The following is a 16,910-nucleotide window of genomic DNA, read 5'->3' on the forward strand; positions in this document are numbered from 1 at the left end:
AAAGTGCGGAACACGCTCCATCGTTGGCCTGAAATCCTACGCCCGCAATCGTGCACTGACGCGGCACCCGGCGCTTCTCCGGTGCCAGCCCTGCTTCTGGGAAGGAAGGGCTCTGCCATCACAACAGAGCCCCGGTCACTCACTTTTCCTGCAGGAACGCCAGCAGATCCTGGTTGACCTTGTCCTTGTGGGTGTCGGTCAGGCCGTGCGGCGCACCCGGGTAGACAATCAGCCTGGCGCCCTTGATGAGCCTTGCCGATTGGCGGCCTGAGATATCGATCGGCACGATCTGGTCGTCGTCGCCGTGGATGACCAGGGTGGGCACATCAAACTTCTTCAGGTCCGCGCGGAAATCGGTGGCGGAGAACGCAGCGATCGAATCGTAGGTGTTCTTGTGGCCGCCCTGCATGCCCTGCGCCCACCACGCATCGATCAGCCCCTGCGAGACCTTCGCGCCCGGACGGTTGAAGCCGTAGAACGGGCCCGACGGAATGTCCTTGTACAGCTGCGCGCGGTTATCCATCTGCGCCTTGCGGATGCCATCGAACACTTCAATCGGCAGGCCGTTCGGGTTGTCGGCGGTCTTCAGCATGAACGGCGGTACCGAGCTGATCAGCACGGCCTTCTTCACCCGCCCCGTGCCATGCCGGCCAATGTAGCGCGCCACTTCGCCGCCACCGGTGGAGAAGCCCACCAGGGTGACATCGTGCAGGTCCAGCGTATTGATCACCGTGGCCAGGTCATCGGCGTAATGATCCATGTCATTGCCGTCCCACGGCTGGCTGGAGCGACCGTGGCCACGACGGTCATGCGCGATGACACGGTAGCCATGATCGGCCAGGAAGATCATCTGGGATTCCCAGCTGTCCGAGTTCAACGGCCAGCCGTGGCTGAAGGTCACGACCGGGCCGTCCTTCGGGCCCCAGTCCTTGTAGTACAGCTGCACGCCATCGGCGGTGGTGATGTAGCTGGCGGTGCGCGCGATGCTGGTGACTGCCGCCGGCGTGGCCGGTTCGGCGGCCTGCGCGGACAGGCCGGCCTGGACCGAGAGAGCGAGGGCGGCAACGGCCAGGGCACGGGTGAAGGTGTTCATGCGGGGAACTCTCATGGGTGGGTGGTGAGACGTACTTTGCGCCCGCGATCAGGCGCCAGGGATATGACAAGTCCGAATTTCTTGATAGATCGTCCTGAGTGCACGGATCCACAGTGGGGTCGACTGGATGATCATCCGAAGCTGCCCGACCTGGGCCTGCGCGCTACCGAACGAGCCAGAGGTGCTTGCAATGGTGGCATTGCAGCCGGTTCCGCATTGCTTCCCGGAACGCAACATGACGTACCCCTTCACGGCGCTACCGCACCTGCGGCGTACTGCCTAGGCTGATCCCACACGGCACCTGCCGTGTTCCGGGCCCATTGCCCGCGCAGTGGCCCGTCTTCCCATGAACTCCGCAGCGCTGGCCTGCCAGGCAACCGTGCCCTGGCAATGTCACTGCCTGCGCCATGGGCAAGCGCCCGGATTCGTTCGCGCCAGCCTTGCATTGCTGCCCGCCAAATGGCTCTTCGTGGAGATCCCTCATGTTCAGTATGGAAAACACCGCCGCGCCCATTGCCCCCGCCCTCGATGAACTGGTGCCCTCGCGCTACGCCCTGAAAGTGGGCGACGTCGAAGTGCTGGTGATCAGCGATGGCGTCCTGCCGTTGCCCACCCAGATGCTCGGCCACAACGTACCGGCGGCCGCCCGTGCCGAATGGTTCGAAGAGATGTACCTGCCGCAGGATGCCTTCGACTGGGCATTGAACGTGATGGTGGTGCACAGCGGGGATCGCACCATTCTCATCGATGCCGGCCTGGGCATGGACCCGGACCTGCAGCTGCCGCGCGCCGGCCAGCTGATCCGTCGCCTTGGTGCTGCCGGTATCAACCTGGGCGAAATCACCGATGTGGTGATCACCCACATGCACATGGACCACGTCGGCGGGCTGCTGGTTGAAGGTGTGAAGGAACAGCTGCGCCCGGACCTGAAGATCCACGTGGCCGCAGCGGAGGTGGAGTTCTGGAAGTCGCCGGACTTCAGCCGCACCAACATGCCGCAGGGTTTCCCCGATGCGCTACGCGCCACGGCCAAGCACTTCTGGGCCGAGTACAGCAGCTATGTGCATACCTTCCAGGACGAACAGCAGATCGCGCCGGGCGTAACGGCCCGCCGTACCGGTGGGCATACCCCGGGCCACTGCGTAGTGCGCGTAGCGTCCGCGGGGCAGGCCCTGACCTTTGCCGGTGACGCGGTGTTTGCGGTCGGCTTCGACCAACCGAACTGGCACAACGGTTTTGAGCACGACCCGGAGGAATCCGCACGCGTACGCATCGCTCTGCTGAAGGAACTGGCCGGCACCGGCGAAATGCTGGTGGCCACGCATCTTCCGTTCCCGTCAGTGGGCCGGGTGTCGCTGGAGGGCGAGACGTTCCGCTGGGTGCCGGTGTTCTGGGACTTCTGATCGGATCCTGCGGATACAGCGCAAGCAGGGGTTTTCGACGGGGCGCATCGGCGCCCCGCTCGAATCCCGCAAGGACGAGGCCGACAACGGACGCCATCCACACCTGGCGTGAAACTACTGGATGGCGGTAGGGCGAGCCAACCGCTGCAGCTTGTGCGGGTTGCGCTGCACCAGGATCTGCGTGATCCGTTCGCCATCGGTCTCGAAGGCCATCGCCGCCTCCAGCACGCCATCGAAATAGCGCAGCAGTCCCAACCGTCCGTTGAGCATGGCCGGTACCATCCGCAATTGCGCGCTGCGCCGCAGGTGCGGGGCATACAGCAGCTGGGCAATGCGTGTGCCGCCGAGCAAAGGCCCGGGAAAGCTGGTGACGATACCGCCGCCGTCACCCACCAGCTCGGCCGATTCGGCCATCAACGCCTTCATCGTGCGGAAATCTCCACTGGATGCAGCCTCGGCGAAGCGGCGCAGCAGTTTCTGGTGCACGTCCTGCGGGACGTTGTAGCGCGGGCGCTCCTGCCTGAGCTGCTGGCGTGCGCGATGCACGATCTGCCGGCAAGCGGCTTCCGTCTTGTCCAGTGTGCGCGCGACCACCGCATAATCCTGATCGAACACATCGTGCAGCAGGAAAGCCGCACGCGCATCCGGGGCCAACCGTTCCAGCACACTGAGGAAGGCGACCGACAGATCGCTGGCGGTTTCCAGCACGTACTCGGGCGTGGCGGCGTCATCGGTCAGCAGCGGCTCGGGCAACCACATGCCCACATAGTGTTCGCGCGCATGCCGGGCCAGGCGCAGGCCATCAATGGCGCGACGGGTGGTGGCCGCCACCAGCCAGGCTTCCGGATTCTCGATCTGTGACTGGTCGGCGCCATGCCAGCGAAGCCAGACATCCTGCACCACGTCTTCGGCTTCGTGCGAAGACCCAAGCATGCGGTAGGCCACGCCGAACAGGCGTGGGCGGAGGCGTGAGAACAGCGCAGTGGAATCGTCCATGCCAGCGTAGACGGGACAGGTCCCCGGATTGTGACACCCGGGAACCTGTCGTTGGTGCCAGCGCCGGACGTGCGATCAGTGCGGCGGCAGCACCGCCGGTTTGCCGATGTCCTTGATCAGGAACACCACGAACTTCGCCGGCTCGGTAGCGCTGGCGTTGCGGCCTACGGTGTGCAGATCGGACGGGCCTTCATGGAAGGCCTCGCCCGGGCCAAGGGTGACCTCCTTGCCGCCGGCCACACCCATCACGATCCGTCCTTCCAGGACGTAGACGAAGCCATGGGCATCGTGGCGGTGGACAGGATCGGCGCCACCCGGCGGGTACTCCACGGTAAGGATCAGCGCTTCCTTGCCGGGCTGCTCCGGCAGGGCGCGGGTCATCACCTCGCGCACCAAGGGCTGGGGCGCAGGAGAGGGCGGGGTGGCGGCAGCGCCGCACAGTGGCAGCAGCGCAAACAGGACCAGAACAGAGCGACGCATGGCAGGTCTCCAAAGCGGTGGAGGAGGGCCGCTGCATGGGGCAGCGGCGGAAGGGTCAGGCCAGGCCGGCCTTGTCCAGGCCAAAGGCCGTATCCAGGGTGCCGGGCGTGGTACGGAAGGCGACATTGGCACGGTTCCAGGCGTTGATCGCCATCACCGCGTGGGTGAGGTCGACCATTTCCTGATCGGACAGCGGGCCGCGCACGCGCGCGTACAGCTCGTCGGGCACCCCCTGCGCCGGCAGCTGGGTCAGTACTTCGGTCCAGGCCAGGCAGGCGCGCTCGCGCGGGCTGAACAGCGTTGATTCACGCCATGCCGCCAGGTGATGCAGGCGCAGCGGGCGCTCACCACGCAGGGTGGCCTCCTTCACGTGCATGTCCAGGCAGAAGCCACAGCCGTTGAGCTGCGATGCACGGATGTTGACCAGATCGATGATGGCCCCTTCGATCGAGGCGGTGTGGGCGGCATGCGAGTACACGCCGAGCTTCTTGAACAGTTCGGGGGATTGCGCGGCGTAATCCAGGCGTGCGGTCATGGTGTGTTCCTGTAGCGTGTGAAGGGCACAGCGAGGCTAGGCCTGCATTCGCAACGCCGGTAGGCGGGGGCCGGGCCGCACGCTGTTGCATGAAAAACACCAATGTCCTGTCACAGCGGCCGATGCTCGGCCGTCTGCCGGGCATGGACACCTCATCGCACCTGCGCACCGCATCGCGCCCTGCCAGCGAACAGGTCTGGCAGGCCTTCCTCGCCGCATTGCGCGAACTGCCGCCCGACGCACGCGCGATCCTGCTGTTGCACGACGTGCTGGGCGCCGGATTCGAGGACATCGTGCCCCTGCTGGGGCTCGACCCTTCCACGTGCAGGCAACGGTTGGCGGCGGCGCGGAGCCACCTGCACGCACAACGTGCCCGCCTGGAGCCAGGCCACCCATGAATGCCGCAACGCCCCGCGCGGCCAGTGACGGCCACGATGCGCTCAATGCGTCCTTCTCCACCAGCTACGCCGGTGTGCTGGCCTTCATTGCAGTGGCGTCCGAGGGCAGTTTCGCGCGCGCGGCCGACCGCCTCGGCATCGGCCGCTCGGCCGTCAGCCGCAGCGTGCAGAAGCTGGAAAGCCAGCTGGGCGTGCGGTTGTTCCTGCGCACCACGCGCTCGACCACGCTCACCCGGGAAGGCGAGCTGTTCCTGGAGGGCTGCAACCCGGGCGTGACCTGCATCCTGCAGGCGCTGGAGGAAATGCGCGACCTGCGCGAGGGTCCGCCGCGCGGGCACCTGCGCATCAGTGCCAGCCACGGCTTCGGCCGGCGGGTGATCGCCCCCTTGCTGGCCGCATTCCGCGCCGAGTACCCGCAGGTCTCTGTAGAACTGCTGCTGGACGAGCAGGCCCCCGACCTGGCAGGTGACCGCATCGACGTGGCATTTCGCGACGGCCTGCTGGAAGACAGCCAGGTGATCGCCAAGCAGCTGGTGCCGATGCAGCTGGTCGTATGTGCATCACCGGCGTACGTGCAGGTGCACGGCCTACCCGCGTCGGTGGACGCGCTGCCCACGCATGCCTGCATCGGGCGGCGCCTGCCGGGCGGACGCATGCAGCCCTGGGAATTCCGTGTCGACGGTGCCGAAGTGCACCTGCAGCCGCCTTCCGCAATGGTGTTCAACGATGCCGACCTGGCCCTGCAGGCCGTCATCGACGGGCTCGGCATCGCCCAACTGCCCAGCTATCAGGTGCGTGAAGCGCTGTGGGCGGGCAGGGTGGTGACCTGCCTGGATCGGCATGCGCCGCTCGATCGTGGCCACTACCTGTGCTACCTCAGCCGCCGCCAGCTGCCCAAGCGCGTGCGGGCCTTCATCGACTTCAGCACGCAGCGGGTGCGCGCGCTCGAGCTGGATGTGATCTCGCACTGGGAAGCACGCCAGCAGGCCACGCCTCTGAACCCAGGCGCACGGCCTGGCTGGGCGTGAGCGTATTGGTGCGTGCCGGGCAACAGTGCGCGGCCCGCCATGGACCTACTGCCTCGCGCCCGCGCTCCCTACGATGCCTGCGCCCGGCCACATCCGGTAGCCCTTCTACATTCCAGGAGATACGCAATGAAGTTCCTCGTCATCGGTGGTACCGGCCGCATCGGCAGCAAGGTGGTGGAACGCCTGCGCGTAGCCGGGCATGAGATCGTGGTGGCAGCACCCTCGACCGGGGTGGATGTGCTGACCGGTGAAGGTCTGGATGCCGCCATGGACGGCGTCGACGTGGTGGTGGACCTGGCCAACTCGCCCTCGTTCGAAGATGCGGCAGTGCTTTCGTTCTTCGTGACCGCTGGCCACAACATACTTGCGGCCGCTATCCGTGCCGGCGTACATCACCACGTTGCGCTTTCCGTCGTAGGCACCGACATGCTGGCAGCCAGTGGCTATTTCCGCGGCAAGATCGCCCAGGAGCGCCTGATCCGCGACTCGGGCCTGCCGTACACCATCATCCATTCCACGCAGTTCTTCGAGTTCTTGCCGGGCATCATCCAGTCCGCCGGCGATGGGGAGACCCTGCGGCTGCCGGCCGCCGACGTGCAGCCGATTGCCGCCGAGGATGTTGCCGAAGCGGTGGCACGCATCGCGCAGCAGCCGCCGGCCAATGGCGTGCTGGAAATCGCCGGGCCGCAGCGTAGCGCGATGGCGGATCTGGCCAGGCAGTATCTGCAAATGACGGGTGATTCCCGGCAGGTCGTTGCGGATGCCCAGGCGCTGTACTTCGGCGCGCCGCTGCAGATCGACACGCTGGTGCCGGTCGGACACGCGTGGCTGGGGCAGGTCGATTTCGACGCCTGGCTGCAGCAGTCCGGCCTGTTGCAGCGGCAGCCTGCCTGAGCGGCGAATCGATCGCCTGCCGCAGCTGCGCTTGATGGAGCCGCGCAATGACCGAGCTGAAGCCTCCTTCGCCCGCCATGCTGGACCGTTACCAGGGCGACGACGTGAAGCCGCTGTACACCGGCCGCGTGCGGGTGAGCGGTGGCCAGGCCCAGCACGGGCGGGCGTCCGGCGTCGTGCGGTCGGACGACGGTGCACTGGCGGTGGACCTGCGCCTGCCGCCGGAACTCGGCGGGCCTGGCGGCGGCGCCAATCCCGAGCAGCTGCTGGCCGCAAGCTACGCTGGCTGCTTCCACGGTGCCATGGTGCTGGTGGCCGCGCGTGCCGGCCTGCTGCTGCACAACCCCAGCATCGAAGTGGCGGTCACCTTCGCCCGTGATCCGGCAGATGGGCTGTACCTGCTGTCGGCCGAGATCGTGGTACATCTTCCCGGCATGGATGAGAACCTGGCCTGCGAACTCGTTCGCAACACCGAACGCGTCTGCCCATACGCCAAGATGTTCCATCGCGGCGTCAGCCATGTGGTGCATGTTCGGGTCGGCCCGCAGGCTCCGCCTCTGTAGAATCGAGCCATGCTCGACTCCGGGAAGGTCCTGGCCCTGACGATTACACGGCTAGGCCGTATTCCGCCACAACCCAGCTCGGCTACGATGGTGGCGCCGGCAACCTGGCCGGTGGGGCAGGGGATGCAATGGACATGCAGGCAGGGGGCGGATTCGATCCGCCGGCAAAGACCGATTCGCAGGAACTGACATTCCACTGGCTCTACCAGCGGGTGCAGGGACTGGTTGAGCACAGCATCTACCCCAAGGCGGGCAGGGTGGAGACGTGGGCGTTTCGCATCGGCGTGGGTGCGGCGATCTTCGGCATTCTCATGGGTCAGCTTCCGGATCGATGGCTGCCTCTTGGCGTAGTGCTCCAGGTGGTTGTTGCCTGCCTGGCAATCGAAATAGGAGGGTTCATTGTCGGTGGCGTACTGGCCGCCCGTAGGGGCATTCGCCAGTTCATCCAGCCGCGGCTCTCGCACGCCCGGGAGATGGATGAAGACTTCGCTCACTGGCAAGCGGTGGTGACCGAGCTTCGCGGATTCCCGCGCGTCCAGCGCGAGCGGCGACTCAAGTTCGTCAGCACCTTGCGCACAAACATGATTGAGCGCATGGGCATGATGTATGGCGGCCTGCAGCGGCTGGGACCATTCCCGCTGTTGATTGCCCTCTACCTGCAGTTCCGCGGATGGAAATGGGGCGACTGGGCGGGCGCTTTCGATGTTGGCCCGCTGGGTGCACTACTGATCTTCGCCATGGTGCTGCTGTACCTGCTGGGCTGGATGCTGATCGGCCTTCGCACCAGGCTTGATACCTACGTTGCCTTGTTGGAGGGCTCCATCCACGAACCCGAGCCCTCCCAGCGAACGCCTTTGTAGCGTCGGGCCATCATGTTCCTCATGCTGAGGGACAAACAGGACTGTGAGTCATCCAGTGAGGCATACGCATGGCTCAAGAGTGCCGCGCTGTGGCTGGATGCAGCCGATTTCTTCGGGCTTGCTGCATCATGTTCGTACATTTCGCCGACTTCACAGGCCTGTACCCCGCAGAGGGGCATAGTAGCCCTTCGGTAGTGTGAGCGCGTCCATCCAGCCACGGGGTTTCCCCGAACGCCAGGAGGTCACTGTGCCAAGTTGTGATGAAGGAATGAAGTTGACGCGTCGCCAGGTGATCGCCGGCGGCGTCACGACCGTGGCGATGTCCGCCGCACCGGGGGCGTCATCGCTCGCCGCCGAACTGGCGGCGCCCCCGCCGCCCAGGCCGCCGGTCATCAGCACGGTGGCCTTGACCGTCAACGGCAAGCGGCGGGAACTTGAACTCGACACCCGGACCACGCTGCTCGATGCCCTGCGCGAACATCTGAAGCTGACCGGGACCAAGAAGGGCTGCGACCACGGTCAATGCGGTGCCTGTACCGTGCTGGTCAACGGTGAGCGCATCAATGCCTGCCTCAGCCTGGCGGTACAGCACCAGGGCGATGCCATCACCACCATCGAAGGCCTCGGAACCCCCGATGACCTGCATCCGATGCAGGCTGCCTTCATCAAGCATGATGGCTACCAGTGCGGGTATTGCACGCCGGGGCAGATCTGTTCGGCGGTGGCGGTACTGGACGAGATCAAGCGGGGTGTCCCCAGCCATGTGCAGGCGGATGTCAGCGCACGGCCCCAGGCCACCAACATGGAAATGCGCGAACGCATGAGCGGCAACCTCTGCCGCTGCGGCGCCTATTCCAATATTGCCGAGGCGATGGCAGAGGTCGCTGGCGTAACCTCCGCAGGGAGGCGCTCATGAGGGCCTTCAGTTACGAACGCGCGAAATCCCCGGCCGAGGCCGCCAGGGCCGTCGCCGGTACCGAGGGCGCGAAATTCCTGGCTGGAGGGACCAATCTGCTCGACCTGATGAAGCTGGAGGTTGAGACGCCAGCGCACCTGGTCGATGTGCAGGACATCGGCCTGGACAGGATCGAACCCACCGACGAGGGCGGCCTGCGCATCGGCACGCTGGTCACCAATACCGCGCTGGCCTCGCATGAGCGCGTGCGCCGCGACTACGCGGTGCTGACCCGCGCGATCGTGGCAGGTGCCTCCGGGCAGTTGCGCAACAAAGCCACCACCGGCGGCAACCTGCTGCAGCGCACGCGCTGCCCGTATTTCTACGACCCCAATCTGCCTTGCAACAAGCGCCTGCCCGGATCCGGCTGCGGCGCACTCGAGGGGTTCTCCCGGCAAATGGGCGTGATCGGCACCTCGGACAGCTGCATCGCGACCTATCCGGGCGACATGGCGGTGGCCCTGCGGGTGCTGGACGCCTCGATCCAGACCGTCAGGGGTGACGGCAGTACGCGCAGCATCCCAATTGCCGATTTCCATCGTTCCCCCGGCGACAAGCCGCAGCAGGACAACGTGCTGCAGCGCGGCGAGCTGATCACCCACGTCACGCTGCCAGAACCCCTGGGCGGTCGGCACGTGTACCACAAGGTACGTGACCGCGCGTCCTATGCGTTCGCACTGGTGTCGGTCGCCGCGGTCGTGCAGCGTGACGGCTCGGCGCGGTTCGCCTTCGGTGGGGTCGCGCCGAAACCGTGGCGCGTCGAGGCAGCCGAAACGCTGCTGCGCGACGGCGTAAAGGCCGCGACCCGGCAGGTGTTCGCCGGTGCCCGTCCGACGCCGGAGAACGCGTTCAAGATCGCGCTCGCCGAGCGCACCCTCGCAGCGGTGCTGGTGGAAGGAGAGCGCTGATGCCCCTTGAATTCAACGCCCCCGCCGGCGACAACCTGTTCGACAAGGCCAAGGTCGTCGGCAAGTCGACGCCGCGCATCGACGGTCCACGCAAGACCACCGGCACCGCCCCCTATGCCTACGAGCGCCATGACGTGGCGCCGAACCAGGCCTACGGCTACATCGTCGGTGCGGGCATCAGCAAGGGGCGCATCATTTCGATGGATGCGTCCCGCGCACGTGCCGCGCCTGGCGTACTGGCGGTCATCACCGCACCGGAAACCAAGCCGGTCGGCACATCGAACTGGAACAATGCACCGTTGTTCGGCGGAGCCGAGGTGGCCCACTACCATCAGGCCATCGCCTGCGTGGTGGCAGAGACCTTCGAGCAGGCCCGCGCCGCCGCGGCGCTGATCCGCACCCGCTACGAGCGCGGCAAGGGCCGCTTCGATTTCCCGGCCCTGGCACCGTCCGCGCCGCTGGCAAAGGGGCGCGGCGGCAAGCCCGACCGGCAGACGCTCGGCGATTTCGACACCGCTTACGCGAGCGCGGCGGTCAAGCTCGACGAGACTTACCACACCTCCGACGAAAGTCATTCGATGATGGAGCCGCACGCCACCATCGCCGCCTGGGAGGGTGACACGCTCACGTTGTGGACGGCGAACCAGATGATCGACTGGGCCAAGCAGGGCATGGCGGCGATCCTCGGCATCGATCCTGCCAAGGTGCGTGTGGACTCGCCCTATATCGGCGGCGGCTTCGGCGGCAAGCTGTTCATCCGTGCCGACGCGGTGCTGGCCGCGTTGGCGGCCAAGCAGGTCGGGCGACCGGTGAAGATCGCGCTGCAGCGCCCGTTGATGCCCAACAACACCACGCACCGGCACGCCACCCTCCAGCGCGTGCGGATCGGCTGCGGAAAGGATGGCCGGATCTCCGCCATCGCCCATGAGAACTGGTCGGGCAACATCAACGGCGAGGACGGCGAAAACGGCACCCTGCAGACGCCCAAGCTCTATGCGGGCGCCAACCGCCTGGTGGCCAACTACATCGCCACGCTCGACATGCCCGAAGGCAATGCGATGCGCGCACCGGGCGAAGCACCGGGCCACATGGCGCTGGAAGTAGCGATGGACGAAATGGCCGAGAAGCTGGGCCTTGACCCGATCGCGTTCCGCATCCTCAACGAGCCCGAGGTCGTGCCCGGCGATCCGTCCAAGAAGTTCTCCGACCGCAACCTGGTGCGCTGCCTGCGCGAAGGCGCGGAGCGCTTCAACTGGAGCAAGCGCAACCCCAGGCCGGCGCAGGTCAGGGAAGGGGACTGGCTGGTCGGCATGGGCGTGTCTGCGGGCTATCGCGGCGCACCGACGATGAAGTCGGCGGCGCGGGTCCGGCTTGACGGCCAGGGCGGAGTGATTGTCGAGACCGACATGACCGACATCGGCACCGGCTCCTACACGATCATCGCGCAGACGGCAGCCGAGACCATGGGCGTGCCGCTGGACCGGGTCCAGGTGACCCTCGGTGACTCCCGTCATCCCGCCTCCGCCGGCTCCGGCGGCCAGTGGGGCGCGGCGAGCTCCACCGCAGGCGTGTACGCGGCGTGCGTCAGCCTGCGCCGCAAGGTGGGCGAGAAACTGGGCTTCGACGGCGACACCGCAGACTTCGCCAATGGCCGCATCCAGGCGGGTGGGCGGACGATCAAGCTGGCGGAGGCGGGCACACTGTCGGCGGAGGACGGCATTGCCTTCGGCGACTTCAAGCAAGGCTACGACGTCGGCACCTATGCAGGGCATTTCTGCGAGGTTGCCGTGCATGCCTACACGGGAGAGACGCGCATCCGCCGCATGCTTGCCGTATGCGATGGCGGCCGGATTCTCAATCCGCTGTCCGCACGCAGCCAGGTCATCGGCGGGATGGTGATGGGTGCGGGCGCGACCCTGATGGAGGAGCTGGTGGTCGACAAACGGCTTGGCTTGTTCATCAACCACGACCTGGCCGGCTACGAGGTTCCCGTGCATGCCGACATCCCGTACCAGGAAGTGGTCTTCCTCGACACGCTGGATCCGGTGATCTCGCCGATGAAGGCCAAGGGTGTGGGTGAACTGGGCATCTGCGGGGTCGGCGCCGCGATCGCCAATGCGGTCTACAACGCAACCGGCGTGCGCGTGCGCAACTATCCCATTACCCTGGACAAGCTGCTGCCCGGCTTGCCCGACGTGGGCTGACCCTTGCGCATGGACCGTCCCGCAGCCTCGACCACTCTGGAGGCCGCCGCCGCAGGCGGAGGGGAGCCCGGCGATCTTGCCGAGCACCTGTCCGCAGCGCCGGGTTTCCTCGCCGAAGGCAGCCCGCGCGGCGTACTCGAGACGGCCTTGACGCGCGTGCGCGCGGGGGAGCACGCCGTGCTCGCGCTGGTGCTGGAAACCGATGGCTCCACCTACGCCGGTGCCGGCGACATGGTGCTGTTCTGCAACGGCAGCCAGGTCGGCTGGCTGAGCGGCGGATGCCTGGAGCCCGAGCTCGCGCGACGCGCGGAGCAGGTGAGCGCTGCAGGCCGGGTCGACTGGATCGAGATCGACACCCGCAGTGACGACGATCTGTTGAGTGGGTCCGCGCTCGGGTGCCGCGGCCGTCTGCGGATTGCGCTCCTGCCATTGCGTGCCATGGCCGGCATCGACGTTGTCATCGAGGCATGGCTGCGCGAGGGTGTGCCACTACAGCGCGAGCTTCGTGCATCGGGGCAGATCGTTTTCCGCGCCAGCAATCGCGAGCAGGCATGGCAGCTGCGTCCGATGGACGGGGCGCAGTCCTTTGGCGAGGGCGCATGGCATTTGCCGTTGCTCCGGCTTCCGCGGGCCCTGGTGTTGGGGGGCGGTCCCGAAACGCCCTTCCTGGTTCCGTTGCTGCGGGGCCTGGGGTGGCGGGTCAGCGTGGCCGAACGGCGAGCGCGCTGGGCCTCAGCCGGGCAGTGCGCGGATGTGCATCTTCAGACCAACCCTGCAGAGGTCCTTCATGGCGACCCGTGCGACGCGGCACTGGTGATGCATCACGATTTCGAACTGGACCGGGAGGCGCTGGTGGCCCTGGCTGATACCAAAATTGCGTTCATTGGACTGCTGGGTCCGCGGCGAAGGCGTGAGGACCTGTTCAAGCTGCTGACACCGGATCAGCGCCACCACCTTTCCCCGAGACTTCGATCACCGGTCGGCCTGAACATCGGCGGTCGAGGGCCAGAGGCGATTTCGCTCAGCATCGCCGCGCAGCTGCAGCAATGGCGAAGCGCGCACGGCAGGTGACTGACGCGCATGCGGTCGTCGTGCTTGCTGCGGGCGGGAGCACCCGGCTCGGCCAGCCCAAGCAGCTTCTGACCCGGCAGGGCGAGACCCTGGTACATCGCGTGGTGCGGTTGGCGCGGGAGCTCGCGCCAGCGCAGGTCCTGGTCGTGGTGGGCGCGAACGCACAGGCCGTGACGTCCAGCATTGCCGGGCTGGAGGCCACCCCGGTAACCAACCACCACTGGGAACGCGGCCTGGCGAGCAGCCTGCAGGTTGCCGGCGCGCACCTGCTGCCCACGGTGACCGCGGTGATGGTCGTGGCATGCGACCAGCCCGCAATCGAGCGCTCCCATCTGCAGGCGCTGCTTTCGGGTGCCCGCGCCTCGGCGTCAGGGTGTGCGGGTACCCGTCATGGAGACGCGTTTGGCGTTCCTGCAGTGGTGCCGCGCGCATGGTTCAATCAGGTGGGTGCAAGCGGTGACCGCGGCTTCGGAGCGCGCTTGAGGCAACTTCCTGCCGATATGGTGCATGTCCTACAGGCACCGGAACTGGGCCTGGATGTCGATACGCCAGAAGACCTTGCGCGTGCGCGCGATGCGGGCTGGATCGATGCCGGGAGGTGACTCGCATGATCACTGAGCCAATGCCTGTGGCGCAGGTGACGAGCGGCAGGGCTGGAGCCCGAACCCTCGCTGCCCGCAGCCCTGTAGAGTCGGGCCATGCTCGGCTACGGCACGCCACATCGCGCCCCATCAGGCACATCACCAGCAAGACTCTGCAGCACGCGATCCAACAGAACAGGTTCCGGCACGCCGGCCAGTACCTGCTCCAGGTAATCCAACGGCTCCAACTGCCATTGGAGGAGCGCCCGCAACCGCACAACGGCGGGCGCCCGCTGCTCCGCGTCCAGTGAGACCTGCAACAGCAGATGTTGCGAGCGACTCTCCAGCCACAGCACTGGAACGCCTCCACAGTGAATCTGGAATCCGGCGTTTTGATGCCGCTCGACGAACTGGAAGCCCTGTCGTGGCCGAGCCTCCACGAACTGAACGGCTTGGCGGCGCAGTTGTGAGAAACGATCGTCGTTGATGCTTTGGAACGCGACAGGCGAGGGCACTTTTGGCGCCGACCACCAGGGTTGTGCCGCGACCACCGCCACGAGGCACAGCAGCGTGACCGCCCAGCAGTACCGCGCCACTCAGCCCTCCGGACGCACTCGATCGATGGCGTGCGCAGTGAGGCCCAGCCCAGCCATGATCAGCCCCTCCATCACGCGCGGGCCGACGTATTGCTCCAGCTCGCCGTTCTCGCGGGCGCGCTGTGCGGCCAGCAGGATCTCCAACACCACGCGAAGGCCCGCCAGCGAGCAATCGGTATCTGCCAGGGCGATGCGTCGGCCGGGCATCTGATGGCGTTCCGGCCACGGCTGGCCATCGGAGGCGGCGCCGGAGCCGATGCTGTGCAGCAGGGCGATGAGGGTGTTCGGGTCCAGCGCAGGGCCATTCGCAGGCACGTCGTGGATGGGGTGCGGGGCAGGGGAGTGGGGCTGGGTCATGGCTGGGCTCCTTGCGTGCATGCAGAAGCCGCCACCGATAAAGGTGGCGGACGGTGCGTGGTTCGAAACCCCGTGTGTGGATGACCGGGCAGGCGCAAGGCCTCCACGCACCGCCCGCCATAGCCGGCTGACGGATTGCCAGCCGGCACCGCGCGAAGCAGTGCCGGCTGGCAAGTGCGAGCAACATCCACACAACCGGGGTTTCGAATCCCGACCACCGATGCACGGTGGCAGGGCAAGGAATACGCGGACCTATGCGTGATGCCAATGCAGTAGGGCTGATGACGTCACTACTTTCAACATTTTCAGAATCGTTGCATACGACGAAACCAAGCTGGAGCCTTGCGCTGCAACGCTATCGACCATGTCGGTGGTGCAGCTCTGCGCGCTGTCGGCATCCGCCCGGTGGGGCTGTGAGCAAGGCGAATGCGACATGCCTGTCCAGCAATGCGCTTCCGATTGCGTGTGACGCGTCACGTTAATACGTGAAATCTGCGAAGCAAGGCGCTGCATGTCACCATGTGGCGGACGAATCATCTGCACAATGCCCCTTGGTACCTAATGGACGCACCCGCCCAAGAAGGTTTTCATGTCTGGCATGACTGACGGGCAGCAACTACGCAACGCGCAATGGGGCAAGGTGTCGCGCTTGTTCAAGCCTGCGATGATCATCAGCGCGGCGCTGGCCGCAAGCGCAGAAACGCTCTATCGCACAGGCGTATACCCGCGAGCCATCTTCGAGGCGGGCAGCGCTGATGCTCGAACCTGGTTGTATGTGGCATTGATGTACCTGATCGCCTTTCCAGTACTGTTTCTTTGGATGAGGCGACTGCTCGCAGGCTACCCCATGCCATGGAACCCGCCACTCAAGCGCTGGTTGCTGGGCGCGTTCTCCCTGATTCTCTGCAGCGGAATGATCATGCTGCCGGTCATTGTGCTGACTGTTGGAGGCGGCGCTGCAGGTCGCGGCAAAGGGCTGTATCAGCTGTTCACCGGCAGCCTCTTCGGCACATTCCTTGTGGGAACGGTGCTCGCCTACGGAGCGGCCCTGGGTGCATGGCTGCTGTTTATCGGAACCCCCAAGCTGCTCTTCCCCAAGCTGGGCTCGCGCTAGGCCGGCTGCGATAGTTTCCTGGAAGTGCAGGTGTTCGAGCCCACACCTGCTGCCGGGTCGTCAGTAGCCCTTCAACGCCGCCTTGGTTCGCTCCAGCCATGCGGCATTGTGGCTCCGCGCGTGGCGCGACCAGTGCTGGGCATCGTCGATGATGCTGGCGAACAGGCTGCGGGCCTGCTCGCGGTCGTCGGGTTGCGGCTGCGCCATCAGCCATTCGGCGTAGAGGCAGCGGGCAGCCGCATCGTTTCCGCATTCCAGGGCGCGCTCGAATGCGGCGCGGGCTCCGGGGGCTTGCGCGGTTGCCAGTGCCTGCGCGTACAGCAGGGTCTGTTCCGGCTTGCGGCGCACGTCCGGGTGGCTTGCGAACAGGCCGTCCAGCGTCTCCACCGCAAGCTCGGGCTGCCCGGAATCGAGGCGGGCACGGGCAAGGCCGGTCAGGATGTAGGGATCGTCGCCCAGCGGCGAGCTGGCTGCCTGCTCAAGCAAGGTTCTGGCTTCCTCGGCCCGGCCGGCATCCAGCAGCGTCATGCCCAGGCGAACCCGATTCTGCACGGTGGGCGTGCGCGCCAGTTCGGCACGGGCGTTGCGAAGGTCCTGGCCCGGGTCCATGAGCTGCTTGGCGGAGCGGACGACCTGCCGGGCGCCGCGCGAGTGACGGACTTCCGGGAAGTAGATCGCCAGGAAGTAGACGACGCTGCCGAGCAGTGGGAACGAGAAGAGCAGGATGAGCCAGTAGAGGCTCTGGCCCGAGCGGATGGCGTGCACCGCGAAGTAGATGGCGGCCAGTACGTGGAGTCCGATTCCGATATAGGGCATGTGTGCCGCCTCGTCCTTGTGAGGGGTGGAACTATAGTTGGGGAGGGGTGGGGCGCCA

The 16,910-nt window shown here is 66.2% G+C and carries 19 protein-coding genes; 12 read left to right on the forward strand and 7 right to left on the reverse strand.

Annotated features, from left to right (window positions below; translation table 11 throughout):
• Window positions 1-139 precede the first annotated feature (139 nt).
• On the reverse strand, window positions 140-1,093 hold the full coding sequence (locus tag AC5P78_RS10765; RefSeq protein ID WP_012480274.1) for an alpha/beta fold hydrolase: 954 nt from the start codon (window positions 1,091-1,093) through the stop codon (window positions 140-142).
• A 482-nt stretch (window positions 1,094-1,575) separates the two neighbouring features.
• Here AC5P78_RS10765 and AC5P78_RS10770 point away from each other — a divergent pair, with 482 nt between their 5' ends.
• Entirely contained in the window at window positions 1,576-2,496 is a 921-nt protein-coding gene (locus AC5P78_RS10770; protein ID WP_012480273.1) for an MBL fold metallo-hydrolase, read from the forward strand.
• Window positions 2,497-2,610: 114 nt separating this feature from the next.
• On the opposite strand, the gene AC5P78_RS10775 is transcribed toward AC5P78_RS10770, so the two are convergent.
• From AC5P78_RS10775 to AC5P78_RS10785, 3 genes are all read right to left on the reverse strand, one after another.
• Entirely contained in the window at window positions 2,611-3,492 is an 882-nt protein-coding gene (locus AC5P78_RS10775; protein ID WP_012480272.1) for an RNA polymerase sigma-70 factor, read from the reverse strand.
• Window positions 3,493-3,567: 75 nt separating this feature from the next.
• Window positions 3,568-3,972 (reverse strand): cupin domain-containing protein, encoded by a 405-nt coding sequence (locus tag AC5P78_RS10780; protein ID WP_012480271.1) that lies wholly within the window; start codon window positions 3,970-3,972, stop codon window positions 3,568-3,570.
• Between the two features lie 55 nt (window positions 3,973-4,027).
• Window positions 4,028-4,507 carry a carboxymuconolactone decarboxylase family protein gene (locus tag AC5P78_RS10785; RefSeq protein WP_012480270.1) on the reverse strand — a complete coding sequence of 160 codons (480 nt, stop codon included), beginning with the start codon at window positions 4,505-4,507 and terminating at the stop codon, window positions 4,028-4,030.
• An 89-nt stretch (window positions 4,508-4,596) separates the two neighbouring features.
• On the opposite strand from AC5P78_RS10785, the gene AC5P78_RS10790 reads away from it, so the two are divergent.
• From AC5P78_RS10790 to AC5P78_RS10835, 10 genes are all read left to right on the forward strand, one after another.
• Window positions 4,597-4,905, forward strand: a complete 309-nt coding sequence (locus AC5P78_RS10790; protein ID WP_012480269.1) for a sigma factor-like helix-turn-helix DNA-binding protein — start codon at window positions 4,597-4,599, stop codon at window positions 4,903-4,905.
• Entirely contained in the window at window positions 4,902-5,933 is a 1,032-nt protein-coding gene (locus tag AC5P78_RS10795) for a LysR family transcriptional regulator (RefSeq protein ID WP_053443026.1), read from the forward strand. Before AC5P78_RS10790 ends, AC5P78_RS10795 begins: the two co-directional genes overlap by 4 nt.
• A 126-nt stretch (window positions 5,934-6,059) precedes the next feature.
• Window positions 6,060-6,827 carry an SDR family oxidoreductase gene (locus AC5P78_RS10800; RefSeq protein ID WP_053443025.1) on the forward strand — a complete coding sequence of 256 codons (768 nt, stop codon included), beginning with the start codon at window positions 6,060-6,062 and terminating at the stop codon, window positions 6,825-6,827.
• 47 nt (window positions 6,828-6,874) lie between these two features.
• Window positions 6,875-7,390, forward strand: a complete 516-nt coding sequence (locus AC5P78_RS10805; protein ID WP_012480266.1) for an OsmC family protein — start codon at window positions 6,875-6,877, stop codon at window positions 7,388-7,390.
• 128 nt (window positions 7,391-7,518) lie between these two features.
• Window positions 7,519-8,250: a hypothetical protein gene (locus AC5P78_RS10810; RefSeq protein ID WP_138969989.1), complete on the forward strand. Its 732-nt coding sequence runs from the start codon at window positions 7,519-7,521 to the stop codon at window positions 8,248-8,250.
• 268 nt (window positions 8,251-8,518) lie between these two features.
• Window positions 8,519-9,166, forward strand: coding sequence for an aldehyde dehydrogenase iron-sulfur subunit PaoA (gene paoA, locus AC5P78_RS10815; RefSeq protein WP_188247414.1), 648 nt, complete (start codon window positions 8,519-8,521; stop codon window positions 9,164-9,166).
• Entirely contained in the window at window positions 9,163-10,113 is a 951-nt protein-coding gene (locus AC5P78_RS10820; RefSeq protein WP_071305195.1) for an FAD binding domain-containing protein, read from the forward strand. Before paoA ends, AC5P78_RS10820 begins: the two co-directional genes overlap by 4 nt.
• The gene (gene paoC, locus AC5P78_RS10825) at window positions 10,113-12,317 is read left to right on the forward strand and encodes an aldehyde oxidoreductase molybdenum-binding subunit PaoC (protein WP_414498213.1); all 2,205 of its coding nucleotides are present in this window, start codon (window positions 10,113-10,115) and stop codon (window positions 12,315-12,317) included. Before AC5P78_RS10820 ends, paoC begins: the two co-directional genes overlap by 1 nt.
• A 9-nt stretch (window positions 12,318-12,326) precedes the next feature.
• A complete protein-coding gene (locus tag AC5P78_RS10830; RefSeq protein WP_099473262.1) occupies window positions 12,327-13,388 on the forward strand; it encodes an XdhC family protein in 1,062 nt (353 codons plus the stop codon).
• Entirely contained in the window at window positions 13,364-13,990 is a 627-nt protein-coding gene (locus tag AC5P78_RS10835; protein WP_099473264.1) for a nucleotidyltransferase family protein, read from the forward strand. The genes AC5P78_RS10830 and AC5P78_RS10835 overlap by 25 nt, the downstream gene beginning before the upstream one ends.
• 104 nt (window positions 13,991-14,094) lie before the next feature.
• Here AC5P78_RS10835 and AC5P78_RS10840 read toward each other — a convergent pair whose 3' ends face one another.
• A complete protein-coding gene (locus AC5P78_RS10840) occupies window positions 14,095-14,565 on the reverse strand; it encodes a hypothetical protein (protein WP_099561590.1) in 471 nt (156 codons plus the stop codon).
• Complete coding sequence (locus AC5P78_RS10845) at window positions 14,566-14,922, reverse strand: hypothetical protein (RefSeq protein WP_099473267.1); 357 nt, start codon at window positions 14,920-14,922, stop codon at window positions 14,566-14,568. It lies immediately after the preceding gene.
• Between the two features lie 589 nt (window positions 14,923-15,511).
• On the opposite strand from AC5P78_RS10845, the gene AC5P78_RS10850 reads away from it, so the two are divergent.
• A complete protein-coding gene (locus tag AC5P78_RS10850) occupies window positions 15,512-16,036 on the forward strand; it encodes a transporter (protein WP_099473269.1) in 525 nt (174 codons plus the stop codon).
• Between the two features lie 60 nt (window positions 16,037-16,096).
• On the opposite strand, the gene AC5P78_RS10855 is transcribed toward AC5P78_RS10850, so the two are convergent.
• Window positions 16,097-16,852, reverse strand: a complete 756-nt coding sequence (locus AC5P78_RS10855) for a tetratricopeptide repeat protein (protein ID WP_133050534.1) — start codon at window positions 16,850-16,852, stop codon at window positions 16,097-16,099.
• Between the last annotated feature and the right edge of the window lie 58 nt (window positions 16,853-16,910).

It is taken from the genome of Stenotrophomonas sp. YJH_SMC_133 (assembly GCF_059370655.1).

What these genes read in the sequence shown, in the direction of transcription:
- AC5P78_RS10765 (WP_012480274.1), bottom strand. Translation starts at nt 1,093, where the DNA reads ATGAACACCTTCACCCGTGCCCTGGCCGTTGCCGCCCTCGCTCTCTCG.
- AC5P78_RS10770 (WP_012480273.1), top strand. Translation starts at nt 1,576, where the DNA reads ATGTTCAGTATGGAAAACACCGCCGCGCCCATTGCCCCCGCCCTCGAT.
- AC5P78_RS10775 (WP_012480272.1), bottom strand. Translation starts at nt 3,492, where the DNA reads ATGGACGATTCCACTGCGCTGTTCTCACGCCTCCGCCCACGCCTGTTC.
- AC5P78_RS10780 (WP_012480271.1), bottom strand. Translation starts at nt 3,972, where the DNA reads ATGCGTCGCTCTGTTCTGGTCCTGTTTGCGCTGCTGCCACTGTGCGGC.
- AC5P78_RS10785 (WP_012480270.1), bottom strand. Translation starts at nt 4,507, where the DNA reads ATGACCGCACGCCTGGATTACGCCGCGCAATCCCCCGAACTGTTCAAG.
- AC5P78_RS10790 (WP_012480269.1), top strand. Translation starts at nt 4,597, where the DNA reads ATGAAAAACACCAATGTCCTGTCACAGCGGCCGATGCTCGGCCGTCTG.
- AC5P78_RS10795 (WP_053443026.1), top strand. Translation starts at nt 4,902, where the DNA reads ATGAATGCCGCAACGCCCCGCGCGGCCAGTGACGGCCACGATGCGCTC.
- AC5P78_RS10800 (WP_053443025.1), top strand. Translation starts at nt 6,060, where the DNA reads ATGAAGTTCCTCGTCATCGGTGGTACCGGCCGCATCGGCAGCAAGGTG.
- AC5P78_RS10805 (WP_012480266.1), top strand. Translation starts at nt 6,875, where the DNA reads ATGACCGAGCTGAAGCCTCCTTCGCCCGCCATGCTGGACCGTTACCAG.
- AC5P78_RS10810 (WP_138969989.1), top strand. Translation starts at nt 7,519, where the DNA reads ATGGACATGCAGGCAGGGGGCGGATTCGATCCGCCGGCAAAGACCGAT.
- paoA (WP_188247414.1), top strand. Translation starts at nt 8,519, where the DNA reads ATGAAGTTGACGCGTCGCCAGGTGATCGCCGGCGGCGTCACGACCGTG.
- AC5P78_RS10820 (WP_071305195.1), top strand. Translation starts at nt 9,163, where the DNA reads ATGAGGGCCTTCAGTTACGAACGCGCGAAATCCCCGGCCGAGGCCGCC.
- paoC (WP_414498213.1), top strand. Translation starts at nt 10,113, where the DNA reads ATGCCCCTTGAATTCAACGCCCCCGCCGGCGACAACCTGTTCGACAAG.
- AC5P78_RS10830 (WP_099473262.1), top strand. Translation starts at nt 12,327, where the DNA reads ATGGACCGTCCCGCAGCCTCGACCACTCTGGAGGCCGCCGCCGCAGGC.
- AC5P78_RS10835 (WP_099473264.1), top strand. Translation starts at nt 13,364, where the DNA reads ATGGCGAAGCGCGCACGGCAGGTGACTGACGCGCATGCGGTCGTCGTG.
- AC5P78_RS10845 (WP_099473267.1), bottom strand. Translation starts at nt 14,922, where the DNA reads ATGACCCAGCCCCACTCCCCTGCCCCGCACCCCATCCACGACGTGCCT.
- AC5P78_RS10850 (WP_099473269.1), top strand. Translation starts at nt 15,512, where the DNA reads ATGTCTGGCATGACTGACGGGCAGCAACTACGCAACGCGCAATGGGGC.
- AC5P78_RS10855 (WP_133050534.1), bottom strand. Translation starts at nt 16,852, where the DNA reads ATGCCCTATATCGGAATCGGACTCCACGTACTGGCCGCCATCTACTTC.